Below are 26,936 nucleotides of genomic sequence, written 5' to 3'. Positions count from 1 at the left end.
ACCGCTCCCTTCTATTAGTCTTCATCTTCGTTAATAGTATCGTCGTTCAGATGTTCCGCTTCGGCAACGGCGTCGAGGCTCATGGCGCTCATAATATCATCTTCATCGCCGTTGGCAACCGGTTCTTCTGCCGGTTCGCCGTCTCCGGCTTCATCAGCCAGGGGCGCCGACGGGCTGTCCATGCCTTCGCCTTCCATAACGCGGCGGAGTTCATCTGTCTGTTCCGGTTCTACATCGTCTTCGTCATCCAGTTCCTTGATGACAACTTCTTCGCCGTCTTCATTGAGAATCTGGACATCTAAGCCGATAGCCTGCAATTCTTTAAGCAATACCTTGAAGGATTCAGGAACGCCCGGTTCAGGAATATTTTCGCCTTTAACAATTTTTTCATACGCTTTGACACGGCCGACGACATCGTCAGACTTGACTGTCAGCATTTCCTGCAGCGTGTATGCCGCGCCGTATGCTTCCAAAGCCCAAACTTCCATTTCGCCGAAACGCTGGCCGCCGAACTGAGCTTTACCGCCCAGAGGCTGCTGCGTAACCAGGGAGTACGGGCCAGTCGAACGAGCGTGGATCTTATCGTCGACCAGATGATGCAGCTTGAGGAAGTACGTGTAACCGACGGTTACGCGGCGGTCCATCGGTTCGCCCGTACGGCCGTCGTACAGGACGGATTTGCCGTCTTCCGGCAACCCGGCGATGCGCAGGGATTCGAATACGTCTTCAGCCTGCGCGCCGTCAAATACCGGCGTCGCAATGTGAATGCCGGCCTTATCGGGCTGCGGCATGCCGTACGTATCGAAATCGTAACCGGCTTCGCGCAGCTTTGCTTCCAAATTCGGGTTCATCTTTTTGATCTGAACGCCCAGTTCGTGCATAGCCCAGCCGAGGTGGGTTTCCAAAATCTGACCGATGTTCATTCGAGACGGTACGCCCAAGGGATTCAGCACGATCTGAACAGGCGTGCCGTCGGGAAGGAACGGCATGTCTTCCTGGCGCATTACGCGGGATACGACACCCTTGTTTCCGTGACGGCCAGCCATCTTGTCGCCTTCGTGAATCTTGCGCTTCTGCGCAATGTACACGCGGACGAGGCGGTTGACACCCGGCGGCAGTTCATCGTTGTTTTCGCGGGAGAAAATGCGGACGTTGACGACCTTGCCCGATTCGCCGTGAGGCACGCGCAGCGACGTATCGCGGACTTCCCGTTCCTTGTCGCCGAAAATAGCGCGCAGGAGGCGTTCTTCCGGCGTCAGCTCCGTTTCGCCTTTCGGCGTGACCTTACCGACGAGGACGTCGCCGGGGAATACGTCGGCGCCGATCATGATGATGCCGTTTTCGTCGAGGTTTTTCGTGCTGTCTTCGCTGACGTTCGGAATTTCGCGGGTAATTTCTTCAGAGCCCAGCTTCGTATCGCGGGCATCGCATTCGTATTCTTCAATATGGATAGACGTATATAAGTCGTTCTTCGGCAATTCTTCGCTGAGGAGAACGGCGTCTTCGTAGTTATAGCCTTCCCAGGGCATGTACGCTACGAGGATGTTGTAGCCCAACGCCAATTCGCCGCCGTCCGTAGCCATGCCGTCGGCCAATACCTGGCCTTCCGTAACGCGTTCGTTCTTGTATACCAAGGGACGCTGGTTAATGCAGGTGCTCTGGTTGGAACGGACGAATTTAATCAAGCGGTATGTATCAATAGAGCCGGAATCGGTTCTTACTTTAATTTCATCGCCAGTTACGCGGCATACGACGCCGTCGTGCTTAGCCAGTACGCATACGCCCGAGTCACAGGCAGCCTTGTATTCCATGCCCGTACCGACGAGCGGAGCCTGCGTGCGGAGGAGCGGCACGGCCTGACGCTGCATGTTCGCGCCCATGAGCGCGCGGTTGGCGTCGTCGTTTTCCAGGAACGGAATCATGGATGTACCGACGGAAACAACTTCCTTAGGCGATACGTCCATGAAATCGACGCGGTCGGCCGGGAATTCACGCGTATCCTCGCCGTGACGGCAAGCGACGCGGCTGTGTACAAAATGACCGTCTTCGGTCAGCGGTTCGTTAGCCTGGGCGATGATATACTGTTCTTCTTCATCTGCTGTGATATACCAAACGTCGTTTGTAACGACATGGGTTTCCTTATCGACGCGGCGGTACGGCGCTTCAATAAAGCCGAATTCATTTACCTTGCCGAAGCAGGCCAGCGAAGAAATCAGGCCGATGTTCGGACCTTCAGGCGTTTCTACAGGGCACATGCGGCCGTAGTGGGAGTGATGAACGTCGCGGACTTCAAACCCTGCCCGTTCACGGGACAAGCCGCCGGGGCCCAAGGCGCTGAGACGGCGTTTATGCGTGATTTCAGCCAGCGGGTTCGTCTGGTCCATGAACTGGGACAACTGGCTGGAACCGAAGAATTCTTTAATCGCTGCGACGACAGGACGGATATTGATCAGGACCTGAGGCGTAATGCTTTCGGCGTCCTGAATCGTCATGCGTTCGCGGACGACGCGTTCCATACGGGTCAGGCCGATGCGGAACTGGTTCTGGAGCAGTTCGCCGACGCAGCGGAGGCGGCGGTTGCCCAAATGGTCGATGTCGTCGACGGTGCCGAAGCCGTCCATGAGGTTCAGCAGGTAATCTATGTTGGCGATAATATCTTCGCGGGTAATCGTGCGGTGATCGTACGGCAGATTGCTGTTATTGCAGATAATCTTATATACAGACCCGTCAATTTTTTCTACGAAGGCTTCTACGAGCCCTTCGCCGGCGAATACGCCGCTTTCTTTAATTTTGTTTACTTCAGCTGCGCCGATTTCCGTATGAGCGTCGACGATCACTTCACCCGTTTCGGGATGAACGATCGGCTCGTGGAGCGTCAAGCCGAATAACCGGCGTTCCCAGCCCAGCTTTTTGCCGGCTTTATAGCGGCCGACGCGGGCCATATCGTACCGGCGGGAGTCGAAAAACAGCCCTTCGAACAAATTGCGGGCGCTTTCTACTGTCGGCGGTTCACCGGGGCGGAGTTTTTTATAGATTTCTACGAGGGCTTCATCCTGGTTTTCCGTCGTATCTTTTTCAAAGGTATCCTTGAGCCGCTTATCATCGAAGAACAAGTCGAGGATTTCTGCATTGGAAGACCAGCCCAGGGCGCGGATCAGCACCGTGACGGGGATTTTGCGGTTGCGGTCTATACGGGCATACACGATACCGTTCACGTCCGTTTCCAATTCAATCCAGGCGCCGCGGTTCGGAATGACCGTAGAGTTATACAACATGGTGCCCATCGGATCGCGTTCGCAGCCGTAATATACGCCCGGCGAGCGCACGAGCTGGCTGACGATAACGCGTTCTGCCCCATTGATAATAAATGTACCTGTATCTGTAATCAGCGGGAAATCCCCCATGAATACTTCCTGGTCTTTAATTTCCCCTGTTTCATGATTGACAAGACGGATCTGAACCCGAAGCGGCGCGGCATATGTCGTGTCTCGTTCCTTGCATTCCCGGATGTCATACTTAGGTTCCCCCAGTTTGAAATCTTCAAAGGATAAAGACAAGTTGCCCGATGCATCTTCGATGGGCGAAATATCTTGAAAAATATCTTTCAGCCCTTTTTCTAAGAACCATTCATAAGATTTGTTCTGCAAATCCAACAAATGAGGCATTTTTAAGACCTCGTTAATCTTAGCATACGTGTATCGAGTTCTTTTCCCTACTTGTACAGGTTTGAACATGCTGATTCTTCACCCCTTATAAAAAGTAAACCATGATATAATCGCGTCGTAAAGGCATCTTCAAAAGCGACAAAAAAGCAAGGCTCCGTAATAAAACTTGAACCTTGCTTAATTTTTGTTCACCGGAAGCGCTTCCTCCATGTACCTCATAATATCATCAATTGAACATTTTGCAATGAGTTATTATAGCACACGTTTCTGCTTCCGTCAATATTTATTTTTTCTTATTTCTGAATACGGGCCAGCGTGTAGTTCTTTTTGCCCTTGCGCACGATAACGTATTTGCCGTTTGAGTTTTTATGAGGCAGGACGATTTCGTCGAGAGCCTGGACCTTTACGCCGTTGATCGTCACGGCGCCGTTCGTAATATCTTCGCGGGCCTGACGCTTGGATTTGTAAATCGTCGAATCGACAAGCCAGTTTACGACGTCCTTTTCTTCGTTCGATACGTCGACTGTCGGCATCTTGCCAAAAGCCTGGGTCAGTTCGTGCTCCGTCAAATCGGCAATGCTGCCGTGATAGAGGGCTTCCGTAATATTCTGCGCTTCCTTCAGCGCTTCAGGGCTGTGGACGAAGGTCGTTACTTCTTCCGCCAAACGGCGCTGAGCCAGACGTTTTTCCGGTTCCGTCTTGACGGCTTCTTCCAGGGCGTCGATTTCTTCCTTACTGAGGAAGGTGAAGTATTTCAAATATTTGACGACGTCAGCGTCATCCTGATTCAGCCAGAACTGATAGAATTCGAAAGGAGACGTCTTTTCCGGATCCAGCCATACGGCTCCGCCGGCGGTCTTGCCGAACTTCGTGCCGTCCGACTTCAGCATGAGGGGAATCGTCAAGCCGTAAGCGCGGGCGTCGCTGCCGTGCATCTTATGAATCGTATCGATGCCGGCCGTAATATTGCCCCACTGGTCGGCGCCGCCGATCTGAAGCTGGACGTCGTTGTGTGTGAAGAGATGTTCAAAGTCGATAGACTGCAGAATCTGATAGGAAAATTCCGTAAAGGAAATGCCCGCTTCCAGACGGCTTGCGACAACTTCCTTCGCCAGCATCGTATTGACGCTGAACAGCTTGCCGTAATCGCGGAGGAAGTTCAGCAAATCGATTTTGCTCAGCCAGTCGTAGTTGTTTACGAAAGAAATATTCGAGCCTTCGCCGAACAAATGAATAAACTGGGCTTTTAATTTTTCCGCGTTTTCATGGATTTTTTCAATGGTCTGCAGCTGCCGTTCCGTCTTGCGGCCGCTCGGATCGCCGATAACGCCTGTGCCGCCGCCGATGACGACATAGGGATGATGACCTGCCAAGGCAAAGCGTTTCAGCATCATAAAGGGAATTAAATGGCCGATATGCATGCTGTCTCCCGTCGGGTCTACGCCGCAGTACAAGGACACGCTCTTTTCTTCCGTCAGCTTGCGCAAGCCTTCTTCGTCGGTCATCTGATTTACGGCGCCGCGCCAAGACAATTCATCAATAATATTCATCGAACCCGCTCCTTTTACCGTTATATTTATGGATATGCAAAAAGTATCTTTACCGTACTAATTATACTCATCCGACATGCGTCCGTCAACAAAAGCCTGAAACCTCGCGCGGCCTTCTTCGTTTTACGACGTCCCGCGCTGAAGCCATTTAAACATAGCCGTCCCCGCCAGACCGGACAACACAGACGCGGCTACAATGGCAGTTTTGGCCGTCATCAGCACCTGTCCGTCCGTAAAGGCCAGTGCGGCGATAAACAGGGACATGGTGAAGCCGATGCCGCCCAGCATGCCGGCTCCTAAAAAGTGGGTCGTCCGGACACCGGCCGGCAAGGCTGCAATACGAAAGCGAATCAGACCGTATACGGATAAGAAAATACCCAAGGGCTTGCCGAGAAACAGCCCGGCCATAATGCCCAGGCCGACAGGCGTCAGCAAGTTTCCTACACTGCCGCCGTCTATGGCGATGCCGGCGTTGCTCAAAGCAAATACGGGCATGACGAAAAACGCCGACCACGGCGTCAGCCTATGCTCCAGCTTTCTAAGCAGGCTCTTGCCGTGCGTTTCTTCCGTTCCGGCCGGAATGGAAAAGCCCAAAAGGACACCGGCAATCGTCGGATGAATTCCGCCCTGCAAAAACGCATACCACAGCAGACCTCCCCCTATCAGGTACAAAAGGACCGACTGAACGTTGCGCCGCGACAGCCAAAACAGCACAAGCAAAACGACGGCTCCGGCCAATAGGGATGGCCCGTGCAAATCGGACGAATAAAACAGAGCGATGACTAAAATGCCGCCCAAGTCATCGACAATAGCCAAGGCCGTCAAAAACACGACGACAGCCCGCGGTGCCCGCGGAGCGGCAAAGGCCAGTACACCTAAGGAAAAGGCAATATCTGTAGCCATAGACACGCCCCAGCCGGAAATTGTCGGCTTTCCAATGTTAAAAGCCGTATATAACAGCGCCGGCATGACCATGCCGCCAACGGCCGCCGCAATGGGAAGAAGCGTAGACGACGGCGATTTCAGTTCGCCGAATAAAAATTCCCGCTTGATTTCCATGCCGATAACGAAGAAAAACACAGCCATCAGCCCGTCGTTAATCCAGTGAAGCAGCGACATGGACAGTTGGAAATCCCCCATCCCGACGGACAGCTTCCAATGCAGGATTTCTTCATAGGCGGCTGCCCACGGAGAATTGGCAAGACCCATTGCCATGACGGCAAAGGTGAGAAGAACGATGCCGCTGGACGCTTCCTGCTTGAAGAATTGTTGAAACGGCATGATCATTTGGCGCGATTGTTCTTGAATACGTTCGTAAATATCTTTGTTCATGTGACCCTCCTTTTATGGAATCCGCAAAAAACAGCGTCACATACCGCGCTGTTTTCAGCGTTATCATATTATATCATAAGGGCATCACATTTCCGCATACTCTGCATGTGCAAAATATGCAACATCTATATCAAAAACGTACGATATGCAAAAAGAGGAAACAGACCTGACGCCTGTCTCCTCTTACGCCCTTGTTACTGGTTATATTTCTTTTTCCTCAGGCCGTTCCAGGATAATTCCCTGGCGATACGCATGCAGCAGCGCTTTCAAATCGTCAATCATCTGCAGCAGCTTTTTGCCGTTGTCCGTGTCTCCGATCATAACGCGCTTCGGCTCCAATTCGACCTGCGTCGATTCCGAATCGATATCGGCATTGTTCATCAATACCTGCGTTACATCCTTAAAGGGATAATGGGCTTTGATGCGGATACCGTGAGAATTGAAAATCAAGGTGTAGCCGGCAATGCCCGTCGATCCCTGGTACGCCTTGCAGAAACCGCCGTCTATGCAGATTTCCTTCCCTTCCGCGCGAATCGGGCTTTCCCCTTTTTTGACCTTAACCGGCGTATGGCCGTTGATGATATGGCCCTGGGGAGAGTCGATGCCAAATTCATGGAGGATTTTTATGCACTCATCCCGATCCCGGTTGAGGTGGTAATAATCGTTCTGCGGTTCTTTCCACGTCGACTGATCGACGATATAGCTCCGTTCAAAGGTCTTGACAATCCGGCCCGATACGGGGGAATCTATGCCGCACCACATGTACCACATATAGTCCAGACTGTTCGTATCCCTCTTGTCATAGGCCTGACGGGCAATAAAATCGACCATATCCATGAAGGCCTTTCCCTTATACGGCTTGCCGTTGAGATAAATTTCTTTAAAGCTGCCGTCTTTATTGAGGGGAACGCCGCCGTGGAATAAAAGGTTGTGATTATAGCTGCGGTACAGCGAGCCGTGACTGTATAAGAAGCGGATATGACGCTGCAGCCGTTCGCTTTCCAGGAATTCCGACTGAATAGCCGCCATGATGCGGTGTTCTTCCGGCGACAATTTGTAGGGGTCCTGCGGATCAACCGTCGGAAAATCCGTCGTCGTCAGCTCGTAGGTCTGGCCGTCCAGCGTAATCGTACCCTGCTTCCAGTCAATTTTGTGGAACATCAGGCGGTCGTCCATATTGTATTCCGGATGGCGGATGATGACTTGCCCTTCCAGCTTGCTCAAAATGACGTTAATCGCCTTTACCATCGGCTCGATGCCGTCGTCCTTTTTATAGGTATCTAATGCAAAAATAGCCAGAGGGCGGAGACTGATACCGTAACCGCTTTCCAATATTTCCATATTATGATAGCGGATATTATTTCTCAGCGCATTGGCGATGCAGGCCTCGCTGCCGGCGGCCGCACCCATCCACAGGATATCGTGGTTCCCCCACTGGATGTCGAGAGAATGATGATGCATGAGATAATCCATGATCTTGTCGGCATGAGGCCCGCGGTCGTAAATATCGCCGATAATGTGCAGGTGGTCTACGGCCAGCCGTTTGATCAAATCCGTCAGGGCATAAATAAATTGCCGCGTGCTGCCTGTTTCTAAAATCGTATTCAATATCTTCATGTGATATGCCCGGCGGTTTTTGTCTTCGTCCGGCTGGGCATGGAGCAGTTCGTCAATGACGAAGCGGAACACCTTGGGCATGGCCTTACGTACTTTAGAACGCGTATATTTCGACGACAGCAGCTTGACCAGGCGAATCAGATGGCTCAGCGTTTTTTTCGCCCACTGATCTGTAATCGCTTTTTCCCGCTGCAACATATCCAGCTTTTCCTTGGGATAATAAATCAGCGTCAATAAATCATCCCGTTCCTCCGCCGTCATGGAATTGGCAAATATCATTTCAACCTTTTCCCGAATAACGCCGGAACAGTTATTTAAGATGTGATAAAACGCCTCATATTCGCCATGAAGGTCGCTCATAAAATGTTCCGTTCCCTTCGGCAAGTTGACGATAGCCTGCAAGTTGATAATTTCCGTAAACGTTTCGGCCTGCGTTTTATATTCCTTGGACAGTAATTCCAGATACCGCAAGTATTCTGGAGAATATTTTTCACACGTTTCCATAAGACATAAATCCCCTTTTCTTCATGATATGGTATACAACGTATAGGCTTAATTTCTTTCTATTGTACACTATCTTATAGCATGTGGCTAGGGATAAGTACAAAAAATCACAATTCATCCCTTATAAAAGACAGCAAGAGAGTTTCACATAAGCTTTTACTCCAAAGCCTGTCATAATATAGTATTATTAATGCGCCGTTTTTCCATAATTATCTATGCTAATTCAAAATATATATAGCTCTTTTTCATAGTTGCATTTTTATTATAATTCAAATAATTATTAGGAATGTATTTGCCTATGTGTTTAAATTATGTGGTGTTTTAAATCGATTTTTACTATATTTAATGGTAATACTTAAAATTTACTCTAAAATTTTCAAAAACAGAAACTCATTTTCATATTACGATGTTTTCAAACGACAAAAAACATGCTATGATAAGGTTATAGAAAGACGATTTGTGGGATACTAAATTCTTAGATGAGGTGATTTTCATGAACAAATATCTTGAATCAGTTATCGAAGGCGTACGTACGAAATATGCTAACGAACCGGAATTCGTCCAGACCGTAGAAGAAGTATTGTCGTCTCTGGAACCGGTTGTAGAAAAGCATCCGGAATATGAAAAATTTGACTTGCTGAACCGCTTGGTCGTACCGGAAAGACAATTCACCTTCCGCGTCGTATGGCAGGACGATGCCGGCAACTATCATACGAACACGGGCTACCGCTTCCAGTTTAACGGCGCAATTGGGCCGTACAAAGGCGGTCTCCGCTTCCAGAAAAACGTATATCCCGGCATCATTAAATTCCTGGGCTTCGAACAGATTTTCAAGAATGCCTTGACGGGCCTCCCGATCGGCGGCGCAAAAGGCGGCGCAGACTTCGACCCGACGGGCAAATCCGATGCAGAAATCATGCGCTTCTGCCAGAGCTTCATGCAGGGCCTCTATCGCTACATTGGCCCCGACATCGACGTTCCGGCCGGCGATATGGGCGTTGGCGGCCGTGAAATCGGCTACCTCTTCGGCGAATACCGCCGCTTGAAAGGCGCATTTGAAAACGGCGTATTGACGGGCAAGGGCTTCAGCTTCGGCGGCTCCCTCATTCGTCCGGAAGCAACAGGCTACGGCGCCGTATACTTCTTGGAAAACGTCCTGAAAGACGACGGACAGGATATCAAAGGCAAGACCATTGCCGCTGCCGGCTTCGGCAACGTAACCTGGGGCATCTGCAAAAAAGCTACGGAATTGGGTGCTAAAGTCGTTACGTTGTCCGGTCCTGACGGATACATCTACGATCCCGATGGCGTTGCTACGGAAGAAAAGATCGATTACTTGTTAGAAATGCGCAACAGCGGCCGCAACCGCGTACAGGATTATGCAGATAAATTCGGCGTAGAATTCTTCCCGGGCGAAAAACCGTGGGGCAGAAAAGTCGACATCGTTATGCCGTCTGCTATGCAGAACGACGTCCATATGGAACAGGCAAAACAGATCGCAGCCAACAAGGTTCGCTACTACATCGAAGTCGCCAACATGCCTACGACGAACGACGCACTGAAATACTTACTGGAACAGAAAGACATGATCGTAGCTCCGTCCAAAGCTGTTAACGCCGGCGGCGTAGCCGTATCGGCCCTCGAAATGAGCCAGAACAGCGAACGTCTCGTTTGGACGGCTGAAGAAGTCGACGCACGTCTCCACCAGATCATGAATACGATTTACAACAACTGCAAAGACGCAGCAGCTCGCAACGGTTTAGGCTACAACCTCGTCGCCGGCGCCAACATCGCTGGTTTCGAACGCGTTGCCGATGCAATGCTCGCTCAAGGCGTATTCTAAAAACATACTCCAACATAAAAAATACTGTGCAGCATAAACTGCACAGTATTTTTTATGTACTGCTGACGGACGATATTACAGAATATGCTGTTGAAAATCTTCTTTCACGGCCCGGCGCAGCCCTTCATTTTCCAATAGCTTAAATACGATGCGGCCCATAATTTCCGCGCCCTGGGCGATGACCGGCTCGATAGCCTTACTCTTTACAGCATCGGCAATTTGCACGGAATGTTCCGGGTAATACGTATCTCCCATGGCCAGGCACAGATGGAGGGCCGGACATTGATGGCTGATATTGCCGATGTCCGAGCTCTGGCAATCTTCCGTATCGGCAAAGGGGATGCCCATGTCACGAAGCACCGACCGCGATACTTCCGTCGCCGCTTCATTCCAAACCATATTGTCAAATTCATATCCCATCTGCGTCACTTCATACGTCGTTTCTGTCGCAATGGCCGCCCCTTCGAAGCATTTCATGATTTTAGCAATGACTTCGTTTAAATACGGCCGATCGCTGTGGCGAACGCAGCATTCAAGCTCTGCATAATCCGGCACGACGTTCGACGCCGTGCCGCCGTTGACGAGATAGACGCCAATCCGCGTTTCCGGCCGTACGTGCTGGCGCAGCATGTCGATAGCGTGAATTGCCAGCATCGCGCCGTTCAGGGCGTTGCGGCCATTCCACGGGCTGCTCGCCGCATGAGCCGTTTGCCCATGAAAAGCAACGCGATAATCGCTAAGAGCCAAGAAATGTGAGTTGGCCATCGTCTTATCGGGCATGACATGCGTCATCATCGCTAAATCATAGTCATGAAAGATTCCCTGCTCGCACATGGCGACCTTGCCGCCCCGCAGCTCTTCGTCTGGCGTACCGATGAGATCAACATGCACGGGAAGATCGGCCATATCCAAAAAAGCGGCCGCCGTCAGAAAGCTCATAGCACCGTTTGCCGAATGGCCGCATCCGTGCCCGATTTCCGGCAGGGCGTCATATTCGGCCAGAAGAGCCACTTTCAAAACCGGGTTGGAAACCTTCCGTACCGTCGCCTTAAACGCCGTCGGCAAACCGGCAAACTGCTCCGTCACCTCCATGCCCAGGGCACGGCAGGCTTCGACATAGGCCGCGCAGGCATGATATTCTTCGCCCGACAGCTCCGGGTCGTCGGCAATGCGGTAATTTAAAGAAAAAGCTTGCGGACCATATTTCTGCACGCTTTGTGCAAACTGATTTATGAAAGACATATATACACCTATTTCCTATAAATTTATAGAACGTACTGAATCAAGAACATATACGACGGAATCACGATAAGCCCCAATACTACCGTGATAAAGCTGATCTCCGTAGCATACTTCACATCAGCTCCAACCGCCTTGGCGACGACGGTCATCTGCGTCATAGCCGGCATACTGGCCTGCATTGTAAACACCTGAGCCGACATCGGTGTAACAGACACAAAGGGAAGCAAGGCCAATACGCACAGCGGGCAAACGATAAACCGCCCCATCAGAGCCCCTATCAAGTCGCGGTCCCACTGTACGCTACGCAGCGGCAGCGAACTCATTTCAATGCCGATGACGATAAGGGACAGCGGCGTCGCCAGATTTCCTACGTACTGGAAAGATACGTGAAGGAATTCAGGCAGCTTAACGTCGGCCATAATCAACGCCAGGCCAATGAGAAAGGCCACCAGCGGAGGCGAAAACACCTTTTTGACAGTCTGCAGCGAAAATAACGGCATATTTCCCTGTCCGCCCGTACTGTCGTTGACGATGTGATAAATCCCCAAGGTCCAGAACATCGTCGTATTCGCCATATAATACAGCATGACCGAAGGCACGCTCTGCGTACCGAATAAGGCCAGGTTAACGGGAAGTCCGATGAAGATCGTATTGGCGACAAAAAAACAGGTAATAAAGATGCCCTGCCGCTCCCTGCGTATGTGCAGCGCCGCAGCTGCCGCCCGGCCCACGACGTAGGCCAGGAGGATAGACAAAAAGGGCAGAGCCAAATCCGGCGCAATCCTCAGCAGCGAATCATGTGTAAAATCCCGCTCCAACTGGCAAATCATGAACAACGGCAAGGCGACCTTCATGATAAGCCGGGTTAATATTGCGCTGGTATCCGGTCCAAACCATCCTTTCTTCGACAACACAAAGCCGATGCCAATCATAAACAATATTTCAAAAATCCCCTGCAGCCCATGAAACACAGCTTCCACTATCTATCCCTCTCCCTCTTATGTCAAGTCGTATAGCTCAGGCTGCCGGTCATGAAATATGTTGATGCGGCTTCGAATATCGGCGACGCTGTCCAAGTCGATATCCGCGCGAAGCAGCTCTTCGCCGTCTCCCCCCTGCGCCAAGACATTCCCCCACGGGTCGATAATCATCGAATGGCCGCCGAACTGCATGGACTCCGTACTGCCGCAGCTGTTGACCGCCACGACGAACAGCTGGTTTTCAATCGCCCTGGCCTGATTCAATATGCGCCAGTGATCCACGCGGGACGCCGGCCAGGCCGCCGGCACAAAGATAATCTGCGCCCCCGTCAGCGTCGCCATCCGCACCCATTCGGGAAAGCGGACGTCATAACAAATTACGGCGGCCATGGGCACGCCATCCAAGGAAAAAGCGCAGCCCTGCGTGCCCGGCGTAAATTTTTCGTCTTCATGACCCGGCGCAAATAGATGCACCTTGTCGTACGAGCCGATAATACGGCCGCCGCGATCTGCCACGTACATCGTATTATACAGCTTATCTCCCCGACGGACAGCTACGGAACCGCCGATAATATGGACACCGAACCGGGCCGCCAGCTCCGATAAGAAGGCCTGCGTCCGCTTCCCGTCCTCATCGGCCAGTTCACGGATATCGTCGGGATAAAAGGACGTATTCCACATTTCCGGCAGTACGACGATATCGGGCCGCTCCTGCGCAGCGTTTCGTATCCAGTCTTCTACTTGCTTATAATTATGCTCTACATCCCCCAGCCGCAGAGACATCTGAGCCGCTGCAATCTTCATATCTGTCCCTTCTTTCTCCTGTATATTTTTGATAACATCTCGCCATAAATCATTATAATAGAAATATAAGAGAAAGACAATATCCGATTGCATGAGCCGCCTGCGCTAACAAAGCGAAACGTCCCCGCCATCTTTGCCGGGGCTTGAAAAAAGGGCTGTATATTGATATAGTAAAATGAGTAGGATATGAGAGAAGGGATAGTATGGCTAAGACGAAAAAGACCAACGTCATGCGCATTTTAGATAAACAAAAAATTTTCTATACAACGAAAGCTTATGAATATTCTGAAGACGACCTGTCCGGCGTCCACGCCGCCGCCGAGCTCGGCATGGACCCGGCCCAGGTATTCAAAACGCTGGTAGGCCAGGGAAACAAGACGGGCCCCGTCGTATTCTGCATTCCCAGCAACAAGGAGCTCGATTTGAAGAAGGCTGCATCCTGCAGCGGCAATAAATCGGTTCAGCTGCTCCACGTCAAGGATCTGCTCGGCTTGACGGGATATATCCGCGGCGGCTGCTCCCCTATCGGCATGAAAAAGCAGTTTCCTACGTATATCGACGAATCGGCCCTACAATATGAAGCCGTCAGCCTCAGCGCCGGCATGCGGGGACAGCAGGTCCTCGTAGCGCCGCAGGACGTCGCTCAGTTGATTCACGCAGAATTCCATCAGCTCACGATGAAAGACATTACATTGACGGAAGGAAGAGTACGATGACAGACAAAGAAATGGAACCTTGGCTGCATGAACTCATGCAGTGTTCACAATGCGAATTGCGTCACGAAGGCAACCGCGGCCCGACGCGATACTCCGGCGACCCGGCATCGCCCCTCATGTTCGTCGGCGAAGGACCTGGCGGTGTGGAAGATGAGTACGGCGTGCCCCTTGTCGGCCCATCGGGACAGCTGCTGGACAAAGCCCTGTGGAGCGTAGGACTGACGCGCGACCACGTCTACGTTACGAATATTGTCAAATGCCGCCCCAAGAACAACCGGACGCCGACGCTGGAAGAAGGAAAGCGCTGCGCCAACATCCATCTCCTCCGTGAAATCGAAATGGTACAGCCGAAGGTCATCGTCTGCCTGGGAAAGGTCGCCTTTCAGTATTTCTACGGAAAAACAGCCAGCATTATGCGCAACCGCGGCATCTGGTTCAACTATCACGGCATTCCCGTCATGCCGACGTATCATCCGGCCTTTTTGCTGCGCCAAACCGGCAAAGACCTCGTAGAATCTAAATGGCAGGTATACTACGATTTTAAGGCCGCCGTAGACAAAGCCAAGGAAGCCATGCCGGACTATGTATACCAAAGCCCGGAAAAGCCCAACCTGATGGAGCAATTCGAAGACCTCCATAAATCCCGCCATTTTTAACCGACTGCAGCACACGCCCCTTTATATCCCTCCGATGTGAAGGGGCGTATGTTATATACCGCTAATACAGATTAGCCCTGCCTTATCTCTGGACAGCAAAGATAGCCCTATCATATAATGAATGCAAAGGATATTCGGGAGGTGAAATACATGAATACAGCAATGCCCATCGGCGTTGATGACTTTAAAAAAGTACGGGAAAACTATTACTTTGTAGATAAGACGGATTTTATTCGGCAATTGATAGATTCGCATAGTGATGTAACATTGATTACACGTCCCCGGCGTTTCGGCAAAACGCTGACCATGAGCATGTTAGAATATTTCTTTTCCATTGATCGGAAAAAAGAAAGCCAAGGCTTGTTTTCAGGATTATCAATAGAAAAAAGTGGGACGGCGTACATGAACCATCTCGGTGCGCATCCCGTTATCTTCATATCGTTAAAAAATGTATCGGGCGACACATGGGAAAGTATCGTTAAGAGTCTGGGCTTTGCATTAGCCGATTTGTATAGAAGTTTTAACTATCTGTCTCAAAGTGCGGTTGTAGACGACTCATTAAAAATTTATCTTCAAAAAGTCATATATGAGAATGCTACGCAGGATGAATTGGCTGTTTCTTTATTGAGATTGACTACAATGCTGCATCAGCATTATGGAAAACCAGTGATTCTGCTTATAGATGAATACGATGCGCCAATACAGCAGGCTTGGGAACGGGGATTTTACGGCGAATGTATTCGGTTTATGCGGCAATTTTTAGGCAGCGCTTTAAAGACAAATGCATCATTAGATTTTGCGGTTCTAACAGGCGTACTTCGTATTGCCAAAGAAAGCATTTTCAGCGGCCTGAACAACTTAGACGTCTGCTCAATCCTGCGCGATAAGTACAGTACGGTTTTCGGATTTACGCCGGAAGAAGTCGCTAAATTAACGGAAGATATAGGCAAACCGGAAGTACTGCCGGAACTGAAACAGTGGTATGACGGGTATCGCTTTGGCAGCAGTGAAATATATAATCCCTTATCGGTCATCAGCTACATCGATAACCAATGCCTCCCTCGGCCCTATTGGATGAATACGTCTAATAACAGCATCCTGCGCGAGCTAGTTTCCCACGCCGATTACTTACAAATCAAGGCGCTGCGTGGACTCCTCCATGATACACCCGTTTCTGTCAGCTTGAATGAAGGCGTGATCTATGACCAGATTGGAAAAGACCGAAGCGCCTTATATACCATGCTGCTTACAACAGGGTATTTGACCGTATCGGAAAATATCCCGACGAGCTACGACCGCTACTTACTGCGCATTCCCAATGAAGAAATCAAACGGGTATACAGCATGGAAATCCTGAATACCATCGTAGAAGGAATGGATCGGGACACCTTCGACGGTTTATTTGATTTGCTGTTTACCGGCCAGAGCGAAGACTTTGCGTACCTGCTGCAAAAAATATTGCTGCGGTTTGCCAGCACCTATGATACGGCAAATAAAGAAAGCTTTTATCACGGCTTCATGTTGGGCATGGCCGCTCTGTTTTTAGGCCGAAATTATACGGTCGAATCGAATAGAGAAAGCGGCTACGGCCGGTTTGATCTCGCAATTTTCCCCAAAGATACAAATAAAGCCGGCGTCTTGATGGAGTTTAAAGCCACCAACAGCGAAGCGCAGCTGGAAGATAAAGCCGACGAAGCGCTGCGGCAGATTGAGGGAAGGCAGTACGGGACAGAATTTGAAAAACGGGGAATTTCAAAAGTCTGGAAATACGGCATTGCCTTCTGCGGCAAGCAAATTCATGTAAAAATGAAAATATAAGCACGATAGCAGCCCTAGCCAGTATCGGCTAGGGCCTTTTGCAATTAATGAAAAATGTCAAAATCTGTGCTGTTAGGGTTAATATATTGTTGGAGATTACTAATCCACGCGGCGCATACAATACGGGATATGGCAGAAACAGCCGCTATCAAGTATGCCTATATGTTAAGTTTAGCGATTAGTACAGGTGATGATCCAGAAGCCGATATACAGACCGACCTTTCGACGACAAAACAAAAGCCAAAAGCTACTGCACAGTCTTCTGCCCCGATGCAATCAGTAAGAAAGAAACAACCACTGAAATGTGCCGATTGCGGAGCAACAATCAGCGATAAAGTCAGTAGTTATTCTCAAAAGCAATTCGGACGTCCCCTATGTATCCGGTGTCAGCATCAAGTATCTCATATTGCATAATCTTAGAATAAAAATCCGTTTTATGTAAACTTTATGTATTGTTAAAAAAGTTCATATAAATTAAATATCTTCAAAATAAGGTGCCAAAAAGCTCTTTTTTATAAAATATGGCCTCATGGAAAACACCCATGAGGCCAGTTTCTATCTGTATGGAGCGGATGAAGGGGATCGAACCCTCGTACCAAGCTTGGGAAGCTCGTATTCTACCACTGAATTACACCCGCATGTCGTGGTACTTATTAAGTATATCAAATACACGAGCCCTTTGTAAAGAGATTAGAGCTGAAAATATAATAAAATCCCAGGCGCGGCCTTCGTCATGTCACTGTTTTGTTACAGTTTCGCCGCATCTCTATTCCTAAGGCGGACTTTATGTTATAATGCATTCACAAGGATTTTAGAAAGGATAGTGATACGCTATGAAAAAAATCTTAACTGCCGTCGCAATGGCCGGGACGCTCCTGATGGGCTGCGCCGCCGTCGGCGCAATGGACTCGACGACATTGCTGAATAATCCTGACCGGTACCGCGTCGTAAGCACCCAGCCCGACGGCGTCGTATACGTCGATATGGATTCTATAAAGAGCATGCAGACCCGGGACTTCCCCAACAGCATCGAAAATATTTCCTGCACGCTGTACGTAGAAAAGTACAACAGCACCTTGGATGCCATGGCTTTCCAGCAGAATCAGGTCATCCGTCAGATCAACGAATATTCGGCGACGCTTCACGGCAATAAGCGCGACAACACGTACGATTTAAAAGCGGAATTGCAGCAGGTCTACTCTCCCCAGGGTGAAGCAAAGGAAATCAGCATCGACACGATTCAATTTAAAAATATCAAAGACATGTTTGTCAATACCCATCGCCTGGCTGCATTGCCGAAGCAGTAAAGACATATTTTTCCAGAGATACAAAGGGCTTGCTGCACGTCATACGTGCAGCAAGCCCCTTTATCATGTCATACAGCAACAAATCAAAACCACCAGTAGAACTGGTGGTTTGATCAGGCCCTATAAGGGCCTACTTCTTGTGGTTGCACTCTAAAGAGTGCACTGAATACATCCAGCAATCACATCCCTACCACGGGCTGCCCCCTACTCGGGGGCTTCTTTTTTTAGCCTTTATTTCTTATCTACCCGTAAACGGGTTTTTTGTTTCCTTAAAATCTAATGTGTCCATCATCATATCTTCCTGTAGTTGGGTACGTATGTATTCTTTGATTGCTCCCTCATATTTGCCTACACTGTCTACATAATATCCTCTGCACCAGAAATGCCGGTTTCCATACTTGTATTTCAAGTTTGCATGTTTATCAAATATCATCAAGCTGCTTTTACTCTTTAAATATCCCATGAACTGTGAAATACTCAGATGCGGCGGTATAGAAACTAAGAGATGAATATGATCCGGACAGCATTCTCCCGCAATCACCTCTACCCCTTTTCTCTCGCATAGCTGTCGCAGTATTTTCCCAATATCTGCTTTGATTTTTCCATAGATCACCTGCCGTCTATATTTAGGCGCGAATACAATATGATATTTACATCTCCGCTTGCTATGTGATAAACTTTTTACGTCATTCATTGACAAGAACCTCCTATTCTATACAGGGATGTGGTTGCCAGACCACTTCCACTGTATCATAGGAGGTTCTTTCTTTTTCTATAAGGAGTATATGTCTACCCCTAGTGTAACTAGGGGTTTTATCATGCCTATTCGGCGACAACAAAACACGCCCTATCCCGAAGGATAAGGCGTGTTTTGCTGTATGTGATTCTATGAGCAAATAGAGTTATACACTAACGTATCGGCTTATTTTCCAGCCAAGGTCTTGTATGCTTCGAGACGGTCTTTCATGTCTTCAGCCGTCTTTTCGAAGAATTCGTCAGCCTTTTCAGGGAATACGGTCTTCAGCGATGCATAGCGGACTTCGCCCATGAGGAAGTCTTTAATGTCGCTGACCGGTTCTTTAGAATCGAGGATGAACGGATTCTTGCCTTCAGCTTTCAGAGCCGGGTTGTAGCGATACAGGTGCCAGTAGCCAGCTTCAACGGCTTTCTTAGCTTCGATCTGGCTGTTGGCCATACCGGCTTTGATGCCGTGGTTGATGCACGGTGCATAGCCGATGATCAAGCTCGGGCCGTCATAAGCTTCAGCTTCCTGAATCGCTTTCAGGCACTGGTTCTTGTCGGCGCCCAAGGCAACCTGAGCAACGTATACATAGCCATAGGTCATAGCGATGCGGCCCAAGTCTTTCTTTCTCGTCTTCTTGCCGCCAGCTGCGAACTTAGCGATAGCCGAGGTCGGCGTAGCTTTGGAGGACTGACCGCCCGTGTTGGAGTAAACTTCCGTATCGAATACGAAGACGTTGACGTTTTCGCCCTGAGCCAATACGTGGTCCAAGCCGCCGAAGCCGATGTCATAAGCCCAGCCGTCGCCGCCTAAGATCCACTGGCTGCGTTTTACCAAATTGTCGCGGCGTTCATAGATGCGTTTGCAGATCGGGCATACGTCCTTAGCTGCTTCTACGACGGCGACAACTTTGTCAGCCCGTTCGCGCGTGCCTTCGCTTACGTCCTTATTGTCGAGCCATTCCTGGAATACGGCTTTCGCGTCGGCCGGCGTATTCGGGTTGTCGATGGCTTCCTGAATATCCATAGCCATTTTTTCGCGAACCTGCTGCGTAGCCAAGAACATGCCCAAGCCGAATTCGGCGTTGTCTTCGAACAAGGAGTTCGCCCAACCCGGGCCGTGGCCTGCTTCGTTCGTCGTGTACGGCATGGACGGTACGCTGCCGGACCATACGGAGGAGCAGCCCGTAGCGTTAGCAACCATCATGCGGTCGCCGAAGAGCTGCGTAATGAGTTTTGCATACGGCGTTTCGCCGCAGCCTGCGCAGGCGCCGGAGAATTCGAGCAGCGGCTGTTCGAACTGGCTGCCTTTAACGGTAAATTTATTCATGGGGTTCTTCTTAGCAGGGAGATTGACGGCATAATCCCAGAGGGGAGCTTTTTCTTCCTGAGAACCGAAGGGTTTCATTTCCAGGGCTTTTTCCTTAGCCGGGCAAACCTGAGCGCAGCTGCCGCAGCCTAAGCAGTCGAGGACGCTGACAGCCATGGTGAAGTGCATGCCGGGAACGCCGACAGCCGGTTTCGTCTTGAGGCCGGCCGGAGCAGCGGCGACTTCTTCATCCGTCAAGAGAACCGGACGGATAGCTGCGTGCGGGCAGACGAAGGAACACTGGTTGCACTGGATACATTTTTCTGCATCCCATTCCGGTACGTTGATAGCAACGCCGCGTTTTTCATAAGCAGCCGTGCCCTGCGGGAATGCGCCGTCTTCCAGGCCGATGAACGTGCTGACCGGCAAGGAGTCGCCTTCCTGTGCGTTGACCGGTTCCAAAATCTTCGTAACGAATTCGGGAACGTCTTTGACAGGAGCAGCTTCATCGGCAGCGTCAGCCCAGCTGGCCGGAACGTCGATTTTTACGATGCCTGTTACGCCATTGTCGATAGCGGCGTTGTTCATGTCGACGACTTTCTGGCCTTTTTTGCCGTACGAGGAAACGACAGCGTCTTTCAGGTATTTAACAGCATCGTCAATAGGAATGATGTCGGCGATCTTGAAGAACGCAGCCTGCATGATCATGTTAAAGCGGCCGCCTAAGCCGATTTTCTGAGCGATGTTTACAGCGTCGATCGTGTAGAACTGAATATCGTTCTGCGCGATGTAGCGTTTCATCGAAGCCGGCAGGTTCGCGTCCAGTTCTTCCGGAGTCCAGAGGGTGTTCAGGAGGAAGCTGCCGCCTTTCTTCAGGCCGGACAATACGTTGTATTTATGTACGTACGACTGCTGCGAACAGGAAACGAAAGCAGCTTTGTTGATGAGGTACGTCGATTTGATCGGGTTTTTGCCGAAGCGGAGGTGAGATACGGTAATACCGCCGGATTTCTTGGAGTCATAGGCAAAGTAAGCCTGAGCGTGCATATCCGTGTGGTCGCCGATAATCTTAACAGCGCTCTTGTTGGCGCCGACCGTGCCGTCGGAGCCAAGGCCCCAGAACTTGCAGGCCGTCGTGCCTTCCGGCGTCGTGTCGATGTCTTCGCCGAGGGGCAGGGACGTGTAGGTAACGTCGTCGACGATGCCGATAGTGAACTGATCTTTCGGCTGGTCGAGCTTCAAGTTTTCGAATACGGAAAGAATGTGGGTCGGAGTCGTGTCTTTTCCGCCGAGGCCAGCGCGGCCGCCTACGATAAGAGGCTGTTTTTCCTTGCCGGCATATACGCCCTTGACGTCGAGGTACAGCGGTTCAGCAACGGAGCCCGGTTCTTTCGTGCGGTCAAGAACAGCGATCTTCGTAACCGTTTCCGGAATATATTTGAAGAAGTATTTTTCCGAGAACGGGCGATAGAGGTGAACTGCCAGGAGTCCGACTTTTTCACCGCGTTTGTTGAGGAAGTCTACCGTTTCTTCGATAGCGTCCGTCAAGGAACCCATAGCGACAATCATGCGGTCTGCGTCGGGAGCGCCGTAGTATCTGAAGGGATGGTATTCCCGGCCCGTGAGAGCGGAAATTTTTTCCATGTAGTCTTCAACGATATCCGGCAGCGCTTCGTAGTACTTGTTCTGTACTTCCTGCTGCTGGAAGTAGATATCCGAGTTCTGCAGCGTGCCCTTCGTCGTCGGATGATCCGGGTTGGTAGCGCGGTCGCGGAATTCTTTAACAGCGTCCATGTCGACTAATTTTGCCAAATCGTCGTAGTCGAAGGCTTCGATTTTTTGAATTTCATGAGACGTGCGGAAGCCGTCGAAGAAGTTGAGGAACGGAACGCGGCCTTTAATTGCCGATAAGTGAGCGACAGCCGACAAGTCCATAACTTCCTGAACGCTGCCTTCAGCCAGCATAGCAAAGCCGGTCTGACGGCAAGCCATGACGTCGCGCTGGTCGCCGAAAATGCACAAGGTGTTCGTGCCGAGAGCACGAGCTGCAACGTGGAATACGCCCGGGAGCAATTCGCCGGCGATTTTGTACATATTCGGAATCATAAGGAGCAAGCCCTGAGAAGCCGTGTAGGTCGTCGTCAAAGCGCCTGCCTGCAAAGAGCCGTGAACAGCGCCGGCAGCGCCGCCTTCAGCCTGCATTTCCTGAACGCGGACAACCTGTCCGAACATGTTCTTAACGCCCTTAGTCGCCCATTCGTCCATTTTTTCCGCCATCGTGGAAGAAGGCGTAATAGGATAAATAGCGGCAACATCAGTAAACACGTAGGACACATAAGCGGCAGCGGTATTGCCGTCCATGGTCATCATTTTTTTTGCCATGAAAATCCCTCCAACTAATAAAAAATAGTCTTCAATGGCTTTATTATAACGCACAATTCTATATCTGTATAACAAATGGAATTAATCGCTTTAATCAATATTTTTGATTGCCAAGCCTGATGTAAGCCACTTTTCAATATTTTATAAAAATCATTGACGGAGAAAAGAAAATCTTGCATACTAGTCATATGAAGGAGAGATTATAAATTATGGAAATACGAAACTTAAATACCTTTCTTCAAGTCGTTTCTATAAAAAACTTCACGCAGGCGGCGAAAATCCTCGGCTATTCCCAGTCCAACGTCAGCGCGCAGATTCAGCAGCTGGAACGGGAGGTCGGCGCGCCCTTATTCAACCGCATCGGCCGCCAGGTCACGCTGACTCAGCATGGCGAGGAGCTGATTCCCTACGCCCAGAAAATCGTCGCGACGGCCCTACTGATGGAAAATTTCCTGAAATCCAAGGAATCCCTCGGCGGCACCCTGCGCATCGGCATGGTAGAATCGCTGTACGAAATCCTGTTCGAATCATCCCTTCTCCGTTATCATCAGCACTTTCCCAACGTCAAAGTCGAGTTAGTCGTCGACGATACGGCGACCCTGAAAAATCGGATGCAGACCGGCGTTCTTGACTTCGCCTGCCTCATTGCCGAGCCCCTGCCGAAAACGCAGTGGCACACATGGTATTCCCGAAAGGAAGACATCGTCGTCATCGCCAATCCCGGCAATCACCTGTGCCGGCAGAACTCTCTGACCCTGAGCGATTTAAAAGACGAGGAGTTCATCTTGATGGAGTTGACAGCTCCCTACATCGTCACCTTTCAGAGCGCCATGTCCGCCCAGAATATTACCCTTCGCCCATTCTTGACGCTGCAAAGCGCCAACACGGCAACGCGCCTCGTCAGCAAGGGCAATTTTTTATCGGTCCTGCCCCAGTACACCGTCGTGCAGGCAGCCAAGCAGGGCGACGTCGTCATCCTGCCGATCACCGACTTTTACGACAGCTCGTACGTCCAGACGGTACTCCACGCCAACAAGGTCATGACGCCTCAGATAGAAGGCTTCCTGCAGGAAATACAGGCGGTTATCGAGACGGAAACGTCCCGGCTCTAGGCATTCCGCCTTTTTATTACTACAATACACGCTGATTAAGAAGGTGAATACGTTATGAAATTAATGGTATCAGGCATTGGCGGCGTCGGCGGCTACATTGCCGCCGTTCTCTGCCGCTATTATCCCGGCAGCGTCACGCTGATCGCCCGGGGCGAACGGAAGAAGGCCCTGGAACAGCGGGGATTGGTCGTCCACAGCGCCGTCTTAGGAGAACAAACCTATCATCCCGCCGTGACAGACTGCCCGGCCGACGTTGGCATTCAGGATGTAATTTTTGTCTGCGTAAAAACCTTTTCCCTGGACAAAGCCCTGGCCGCCCTTCGCCCATGCGTCGACGAGCACACCGTAGTCGTCCCTGTTATGAACGGCATCGACCATGCCGACCGGACCCGGGCCGCCCTTCCTGCGGGCCGAGTCGTAAATTCGCTTATTTACATCACATCATCCTACGACGGCGAATACGCCATCTGCCACGCCAGCCCCTACGTCCGCATGCGCGCAGACAGCCCCGACCGCGACGCCGCAGCCCTGGTCTGCCGCTTGCTGCATCACGAACAGACCATGGAATGTACGATTCCCCAGGATATGAAAAGCGAAGTATGGAAAAAATACATCATAAACTGCGCCTACAACACGATTACGGCCTATTACACCTGTACGACACGAGGACTGCTGGAGCATCCGGAACGGCTGGCAGAGTTTCGGGCCCTTCTCGACGAAGCCTATGCCGTAGCCATAGCCGATGGCGTACAGCTCCCTTCCGGACTGACGGCAGAGATTTTCGAAGACATGATGCATTACCGCAACGCCGACGCGACGAGCTCCATGGCCCGAGACGCCATGGCTCATAAGCCGACGGAGCTTGAGACGTTCAGCGGCCATCTCGTCCGCCTGGCCGACCGGCTAGGCGTGCCGGCACCCGTGTCCAAACGGTTTTATCAAGAGCTGCTGAAACGGGAGGTAGGAAAATGAAACTGATGGTAACAGGCATCGGCGGCGTCGGCGGCTACGTCGCATCTGTATTATGCGCCGCCTACTCCGACGTCACGCTGATCGCCCGGGGACCGCGCAAAGAAGCGCTGCTGAAAAAGGGCCTCGTCCTCCACAGCGACGTATTCGGAGAGCATACGGCCTTTCCCGCCGTGACCGACGACCCGTCGACAGCTGGCATACAAGACATGATATTTGTCTGCGTAAAAAATTACTCCCTTGCCGACGCGCTGACGGCAATTCTTCCCTGTGTCGGCCGGCATACCGTCGTCGTCTTGATTTTAAACGGCGTCGACCATGGCGCCGCGGCGAAAAAGATCCTGCCGAAATGTCCCATCGTCGACACGACGATTTACATTACGTCAGCCTATGAAGCAGATTTTTCTATACGCCAATCGGGAACCTTCGCCCGTCTGTTCATCGGCTCCGACGATAAGGAAGCGGCGCAGCGCGCCTACGACGTGCTCAACTGCGAAGGCCTGACGTGCCGACTCTCCGACGATATTACGGCGGAAATCTGGAACAAATACATTACAAACTGCGCCTACAATGTCATTACGTCCTATTACGAAGGGACGATCGGCTACGTCTTTTCCCAGCCCAAGGGCAAAGAGGAGTTCCGTACCCTCCTGGATGAGGCCTATGCCGTCGGCAAGGCATTGGGCATCGCCCTCTCGCCAACCCTTCCCGAGGAAATTTACGACCGCGTCATGCGCCAAAAGGATAAAGACGTCTCCAGCTCCCTGGCCCGCGATATCATGCAGGGCCGTCAAAGCGAGCTGGAAACCTTCAGCGGATACTTGGTAAAAACGGCTGACGAACTGCATATTCCCGTTCCCTTCTCAGCCCATTGCTACCACACGATTTTGCAGCGCCTACAGCATACGGCGACATAAGCATAATACCAAAGGCCCCCGCGTTCTATGAAATCTATCCATAGAGCACGAGGGCCTTTTTCTTATAAAAAGACTCTTGCCAACCTGCCGGCCATAGCCACAACAAGTTGGCAAGAGCTTGTAAGCACTTAAAAGGTTGTTTTCGTTTACTACAGACCGGACATCCCGTCGGTGAAACATGTAAGCGGTGAATCATCGGCTTTGGATTCTATGTCCGGGTACTACCTTTGACAGTAGCTCGTCTTATTTTTTCATGACGCGAGCTTCGCCGTCGGTGACGACTTTGCCGTCCTGGTTGGTGACAGTCGTCTTGAAGATAATGCGGTGTTTTGCATCGTCTTTTTCCTTGCATTCTACCGTCGCCGTCAGCGTATCACCGTAGAATACCGGAGCCAGGAAGCTGAGGGACTGATTCATGTAAATCGTGTTCACGCCCGGCAGCTCCGTGCCCAGTACGGCCGAAATCAAACCTGCAGAAATCATGCCGTGGGCAATGCGCTGTTTGAACATGGAATTCTTAGCGAATTCTTTGTTGATGTGGACGGGATTGAAGTCTGTCGTTACGCCGGCAAAGGCATATACGTCGAATTCGGAAATCGTCTTCGATACAGATGCTTTATCACCGATCTTAATATCTTCATATTTTACATCACGTGCCATTTTTTCATCTCCTCTCTTTGTGAAGTATATAACTGCATATTACAGTTCCAAACCCATGGGTTTGTCTTCAAAGATACGAGCGTCCATCAGCTTGACGTCTTTGACGATGGGCTTGAAGTCCATGTATGCCAATACGTCTTTTTCGATGTCGATGCCCGGTGCCACTTCGATCAGTTCCAAGCCTTCCGGAGTCAGCTTGAATACGGCGCGTTCCGTGACGTACAGTACAGGCTGTCCTACGGCATTTGCATAGGCGCCGCTGAACGTTACCTGTTCTACCTGATTCAGGAACTTCTTATTCCGGCCTTCGTTCGTGATGACCAGTTTGCCGTCTTTGACTTCTTCCTTCAGGCCGCCGGCTGTGAAGGTGCCGCAGAAGATTACCTTCTTGGAGTTCTGCGTGATGTTGATGAAGCCGCCGCAGCCTGCTACGCGGCCGTTGAATTTACTTACGTTGATGTTGCCGTTGACGTCCGATTCAGCCAAGCCGAGGATAGCCAGGTCAACGCCGCCGCCGTCATAGAAGTCAAACTGATACGGCTGGTCGAGGATAACCGAAGCGTTCGTGGCTGCGCCGAAGCTCAGGCCGCCGGCCGGTACGCCGCCGATGGTGCCTGCTTCTGTCGTCAGTACCATGCTGTCGATGCCTTCTTCAGCAGCGACTACCGATACGCCTTCAGGCATGCCGATACCGAGGTTTACAACTGCGTCGGGAATCAGTTCCATAGCGCAGCGGCGGGCAATGATCTTGCGGTTGTTCAGTTTCAGCGGAGCTACCGAATCCAGAGGAACTTTTACATCGCCGTTGAATG

Annotated in this window: 18 protein-coding genes, 1 tRNA gene and 1 pseudogene; 8 read left to right on the top strand and 12 right to left on the bottom strand. The window is 50.8% G+C overall.

Translation table 11 applies throughout. The features are described from left to right. Positions 1-14 precede the first annotated feature (14 nt). The 4 genes from rpoB to B5F80_RS10100 form a co-directional block, all read right to left on the bottom strand. On the bottom strand, positions 15-3,734 hold the full coding sequence (gene rpoB, locus B5F80_RS10115) for a DNA-directed RNA polymerase subunit beta (RefSeq protein ID WP_087478709.1): 3,720 nt from the start codon (positions 3,732-3,734) through the stop codon (positions 15-17). Positions 3,735-3,958: 224 nt separating this feature from the next. Next, complete coding sequence (gene tyrS / locus B5F80_RS10110) at positions 3,959-5,215, bottom strand: tyrosine--tRNA ligase (RefSeq protein WP_087478708.1); 1,257 nt, start codon at positions 5,213-5,215, stop codon at positions 3,959-3,961. Positions 5,216-5,338: 123 nt separating this feature from the next. Continuing rightward, positions 5,339-6,547 (bottom strand): Na+/H+ antiporter NhaA, encoded by a 1,209-nt coding sequence (gene nhaA, locus B5F80_RS10105; protein ID WP_087478707.1) that lies wholly within the window; start codon positions 6,545-6,547, stop codon positions 5,339-5,341. 201 nt (positions 6,548-6,748) lie between these two features. After that, positions 6,749-8,668, bottom strand: coding sequence for a fructose-1,6-bisphosphatase (locus B5F80_RS10100; RefSeq protein ID WP_087478706.1), 1,920 nt, complete (start codon positions 8,666-8,668; stop codon positions 6,749-6,751). A 493-nt stretch (positions 8,669-9,161) separates the two neighbouring features. Here B5F80_RS10100 and gdhA point away from each other — a divergent pair, with 493 nt between their 5' ends. Then, a complete protein-coding gene (gene gdhA / locus B5F80_RS10095) occupies positions 9,162-10,511 on the top strand; it encodes an NADP-specific glutamate dehydrogenase (RefSeq protein ID WP_087478705.1) in 1,350 nt (449 codons plus the stop codon). A gap of 75 nt (positions 10,512-10,586) precedes the next feature. Here the strand turns inward: gdhA and B5F80_RS10090 are convergent, their stop codons facing one another. Genes B5F80_RS10090 through B5F80_RS10080 form a run of 3 tightly spaced genes read right to left on the bottom strand, consistent with a single transcriptional unit; the run spans position 10,587 to position 13,537 of the window. Beyond that, positions 10,587-11,753 carry an amidohydrolase gene (locus B5F80_RS10090; protein ID WP_087478704.1) on the bottom strand — a complete coding sequence of 389 codons (1,167 nt, stop codon included), beginning with the start codon at positions 11,751-11,753 and terminating at the stop codon, positions 10,587-10,589. 23 nt (positions 11,754-11,776) lie between these two features. Continuing rightward, positions 11,777-12,733, bottom strand: coding sequence for an AEC family transporter (locus tag B5F80_RS10085; protein WP_087478703.1), 957 nt, complete (start codon positions 12,731-12,733; stop codon positions 11,777-11,779). Positions 12,734-12,751: 18 nt separating this feature from the next. Further along, the gene (locus B5F80_RS10080; protein WP_087478715.1) at positions 12,752-13,537 is read right to left on the bottom strand and encodes a carbon-nitrogen family hydrolase; all 786 of its coding nucleotides are present in this window, start codon (positions 13,535-13,537) and stop codon (positions 12,752-12,754) included. A gap of 203 nt (positions 13,538-13,740) precedes the next feature. Here B5F80_RS10080 and ybaK point away from each other — a divergent pair, with 203 nt between their 5' ends. From ybaK to B5F80_RS10065, 3 genes are all read left to right on the top strand, one after another. After that, positions 13,741-14,253, top strand: coding sequence for a Cys-tRNA(Pro) deacylase (ybaK, locus tag B5F80_RS10075; protein ID WP_087478702.1), 513 nt, complete (start codon positions 13,741-13,743; stop codon positions 14,251-14,253). Then, positions 14,250-14,909: a uracil-DNA glycosylase gene (locus B5F80_RS10070; protein WP_087478701.1), complete on the top strand. Its 660-nt coding sequence runs from the start codon at positions 14,250-14,252 to the stop codon at positions 14,907-14,909. Before ybaK ends, B5F80_RS10070 begins: the two co-directional genes overlap by 4 nt. A gap of 150 nt (positions 14,910-15,059) precedes the next feature. Further along, the gene (locus B5F80_RS10065; protein ID WP_087478700.1) at positions 15,060-16,727 is read left to right on the top strand and encodes an AAA family ATPase; all 1,668 of its coding nucleotides are present in this window, start codon (positions 15,060-15,062) and stop codon (positions 16,725-16,727) included. A 564-nt stretch (positions 16,728-17,291) separates the two neighbouring features. On the opposite strand, the gene B5F80_RS10060 is transcribed toward B5F80_RS10065, so the two are convergent. Next, a tRNA-Gly gene (locus tag B5F80_RS10060) sits at positions 17,292-17,365 on the bottom strand. Between the two features lie 195 nt (positions 17,366-17,560). On the opposite strand from B5F80_RS10060, the gene B5F80_RS10055 reads away from it, so the two are divergent. After that, on the top strand, positions 17,561-18,034 hold the full coding sequence (locus B5F80_RS10055; protein WP_087478699.1) for a hypothetical protein: 474 nt from the start codon (positions 17,561-17,563) through the stop codon (positions 18,032-18,034). 238 nt (positions 18,035-18,272) lie between these two features. On the opposite strand, the gene tnpA is transcribed toward B5F80_RS10055, so the two are convergent. Beyond that, on the bottom strand, positions 18,273-18,728 hold the full coding sequence (gene tnpA, locus B5F80_RS10050; RefSeq protein ID WP_087478698.1) for an IS200/IS605 family transposase: 456 nt from the start codon (positions 18,726-18,728) through the stop codon (positions 18,273-18,275). A 228-nt stretch (positions 18,729-18,956) separates the two neighbouring features. After that, the gene (gene nifJ / locus B5F80_RS10045) at positions 18,957-22,466 is read right to left on the bottom strand and encodes a pyruvate:ferredoxin (flavodoxin) oxidoreductase (protein WP_087478697.1); all 3,510 of its coding nucleotides are present in this window, start codon (positions 22,464-22,466) and stop codon (positions 18,957-18,959) included. Positions 22,467-22,675: 209 nt separating this feature from the next. Between nifJ and B5F80_RS10040 the strand changes: the two genes are divergently transcribed. Genes B5F80_RS10040 through B5F80_RS10030 form a run of 3 tightly spaced genes read left to right on the top strand, consistent with a single transcriptional unit; the run spans position 22,676 to position 25,464 of the window. Then, positions 22,676-23,578: a LysR family transcriptional regulator gene (locus B5F80_RS10040; protein WP_087478696.1), complete on the top strand. Its 903-nt coding sequence runs from the start codon at positions 22,676-22,678 to the stop codon at positions 23,576-23,578. A 54-nt stretch (positions 23,579-23,632) separates the two neighbouring features. Next, complete coding sequence (locus B5F80_RS10035; protein ID WP_087478695.1) at positions 23,633-24,550, top strand: 2-dehydropantoate 2-reductase; 918 nt, start codon at positions 23,633-23,635, stop codon at positions 24,548-24,550. Further along, on the top strand, positions 24,547-25,464 hold the full coding sequence (locus B5F80_RS10030; protein WP_087478694.1) for a 2-dehydropantoate 2-reductase: 918 nt from the start codon (positions 24,547-24,549) through the stop codon (positions 25,462-25,464). Before B5F80_RS10035 ends, B5F80_RS10030 begins: the two co-directional genes overlap by 4 nt. 243 nt (positions 25,465-25,707) lie before the next feature. Here the strand turns inward: B5F80_RS10030 and B5F80_RS10025 are convergent, their stop codons facing one another. Together B5F80_RS10025 and B5F80_RS10020 are read right to left on the bottom strand one after the other, a co-directional pair. After that, complete coding sequence (locus B5F80_RS10025) at positions 25,708-26,124, bottom strand: MaoC family dehydratase (protein WP_087478693.1); 417 nt, start codon at positions 26,122-26,124, stop codon at positions 25,708-25,710. Positions 26,125-26,163: 39 nt separating this feature from the next. Beyond that, positions 26,164-26,936 (bottom strand): annotated as a pseudogene (locus B5F80_RS10020) (acyl CoA:acetate/3-ketoacid CoA transferase); the annotation flags it as partial.

Origin of the sequence: Megasphaera sp. An286 (assembly GCF_002163455.1) — a bacterium.
GTDB lineage: Bacteria > Bacillota > Negativicutes > Veillonellales > Megasphaeraceae > Megasphaera > Megasphaera stantonii.
Note: the sequence above shows the minus strand (reverse complement) of the source record. Positions and strands in the feature narration are given on the sequence as shown.

Coding starts and splice junctions, on each gene's coding strand:
- rpoB (WP_087478709.1), bottom strand. CDS start 3,734: ATGTTCAAACCTGTACAAGTAGGGAAAAGAACTCGATACACGTATGCT.
- tyrS (WP_087478708.1), bottom strand. CDS start 5,215: ATGAATATTATTGATGAATTGTCTTGGCGCGGCGCCGTAAATCAGATG.
- nhaA (WP_087478707.1), bottom strand. CDS start 6,547: ATGAACAAAGATATTTACGAACGTATTCAAGAACAATCGCGCCAAATG.
- B5F80_RS10100 (WP_087478706.1), bottom strand. CDS start 8,668: ATGGAAACGTGTGAAAAATATTCTCCAGAATACTTGCGGTATCTGGAA.
- gdhA (WP_087478705.1), top strand. CDS start 9,162: ATGAACAAATATCTTGAATCAGTTATCGAAGGCGTACGTACGAAATAT.
- B5F80_RS10090 (WP_087478704.1), bottom strand. CDS start 11,753: ATGTCTTTCATAAATCAGTTTGCACAAAGCGTGCAGAAATATGGTCCG.
- B5F80_RS10080 (WP_087478715.1), bottom strand. CDS start 13,537: ATGAAGATTGCAGCGGCTCAGATGTCTCTGCGGCTGGGGGATGTAGAG.
- ybaK (WP_087478702.1), top strand. CDS start 13,741: ATGGCTAAGACGAAAAAGACCAACGTCATGCGCATTTTAGATAAACAA.
- B5F80_RS10070 (WP_087478701.1), top strand. CDS start 14,250: ATGACAGACAAAGAAATGGAACCTTGGCTGCATGAACTCATGCAGTGT.
- B5F80_RS10065 (WP_087478700.1), top strand. CDS start 15,060: ATGAATACAGCAATGCCCATCGGCGTTGATGACTTTAAAAAAGTACGG.
- B5F80_RS10055 (WP_087478699.1), top strand. CDS start 17,561: ATGAAAAAAATCTTAACTGCCGTCGCAATGGCCGGGACGCTCCTGATG.
- tnpA (WP_087478698.1), bottom strand. CDS start 18,728: ATGAATGACGTAAAAAGTTTATCACATAGCAAGCGGAGATGTAAATAT.
- nifJ (WP_087478697.1), bottom strand. CDS start 22,466: ATGGCAAAAAAAATGATGACCATGGACGGCAATACCGCTGCCGCTTAT.
- B5F80_RS10040 (WP_087478696.1), top strand. CDS start 22,676: ATGGAAATACGAAACTTAAATACCTTTCTTCAAGTCGTTTCTATAAAA.
- B5F80_RS10035 (WP_087478695.1), top strand. CDS start 23,633: ATGAAATTAATGGTATCAGGCATTGGCGGCGTCGGCGGCTACATTGCC.
- B5F80_RS10030 (WP_087478694.1), top strand. CDS start 24,547: ATGAAACTGATGGTAACAGGCATCGGCGGCGTCGGCGGCTACGTCGCA.
- B5F80_RS10025 (WP_087478693.1), bottom strand. CDS start 26,124: ATGGCACGTGATGTAAAATATGAAGATATTAAGATCGGTGATAAAGCA.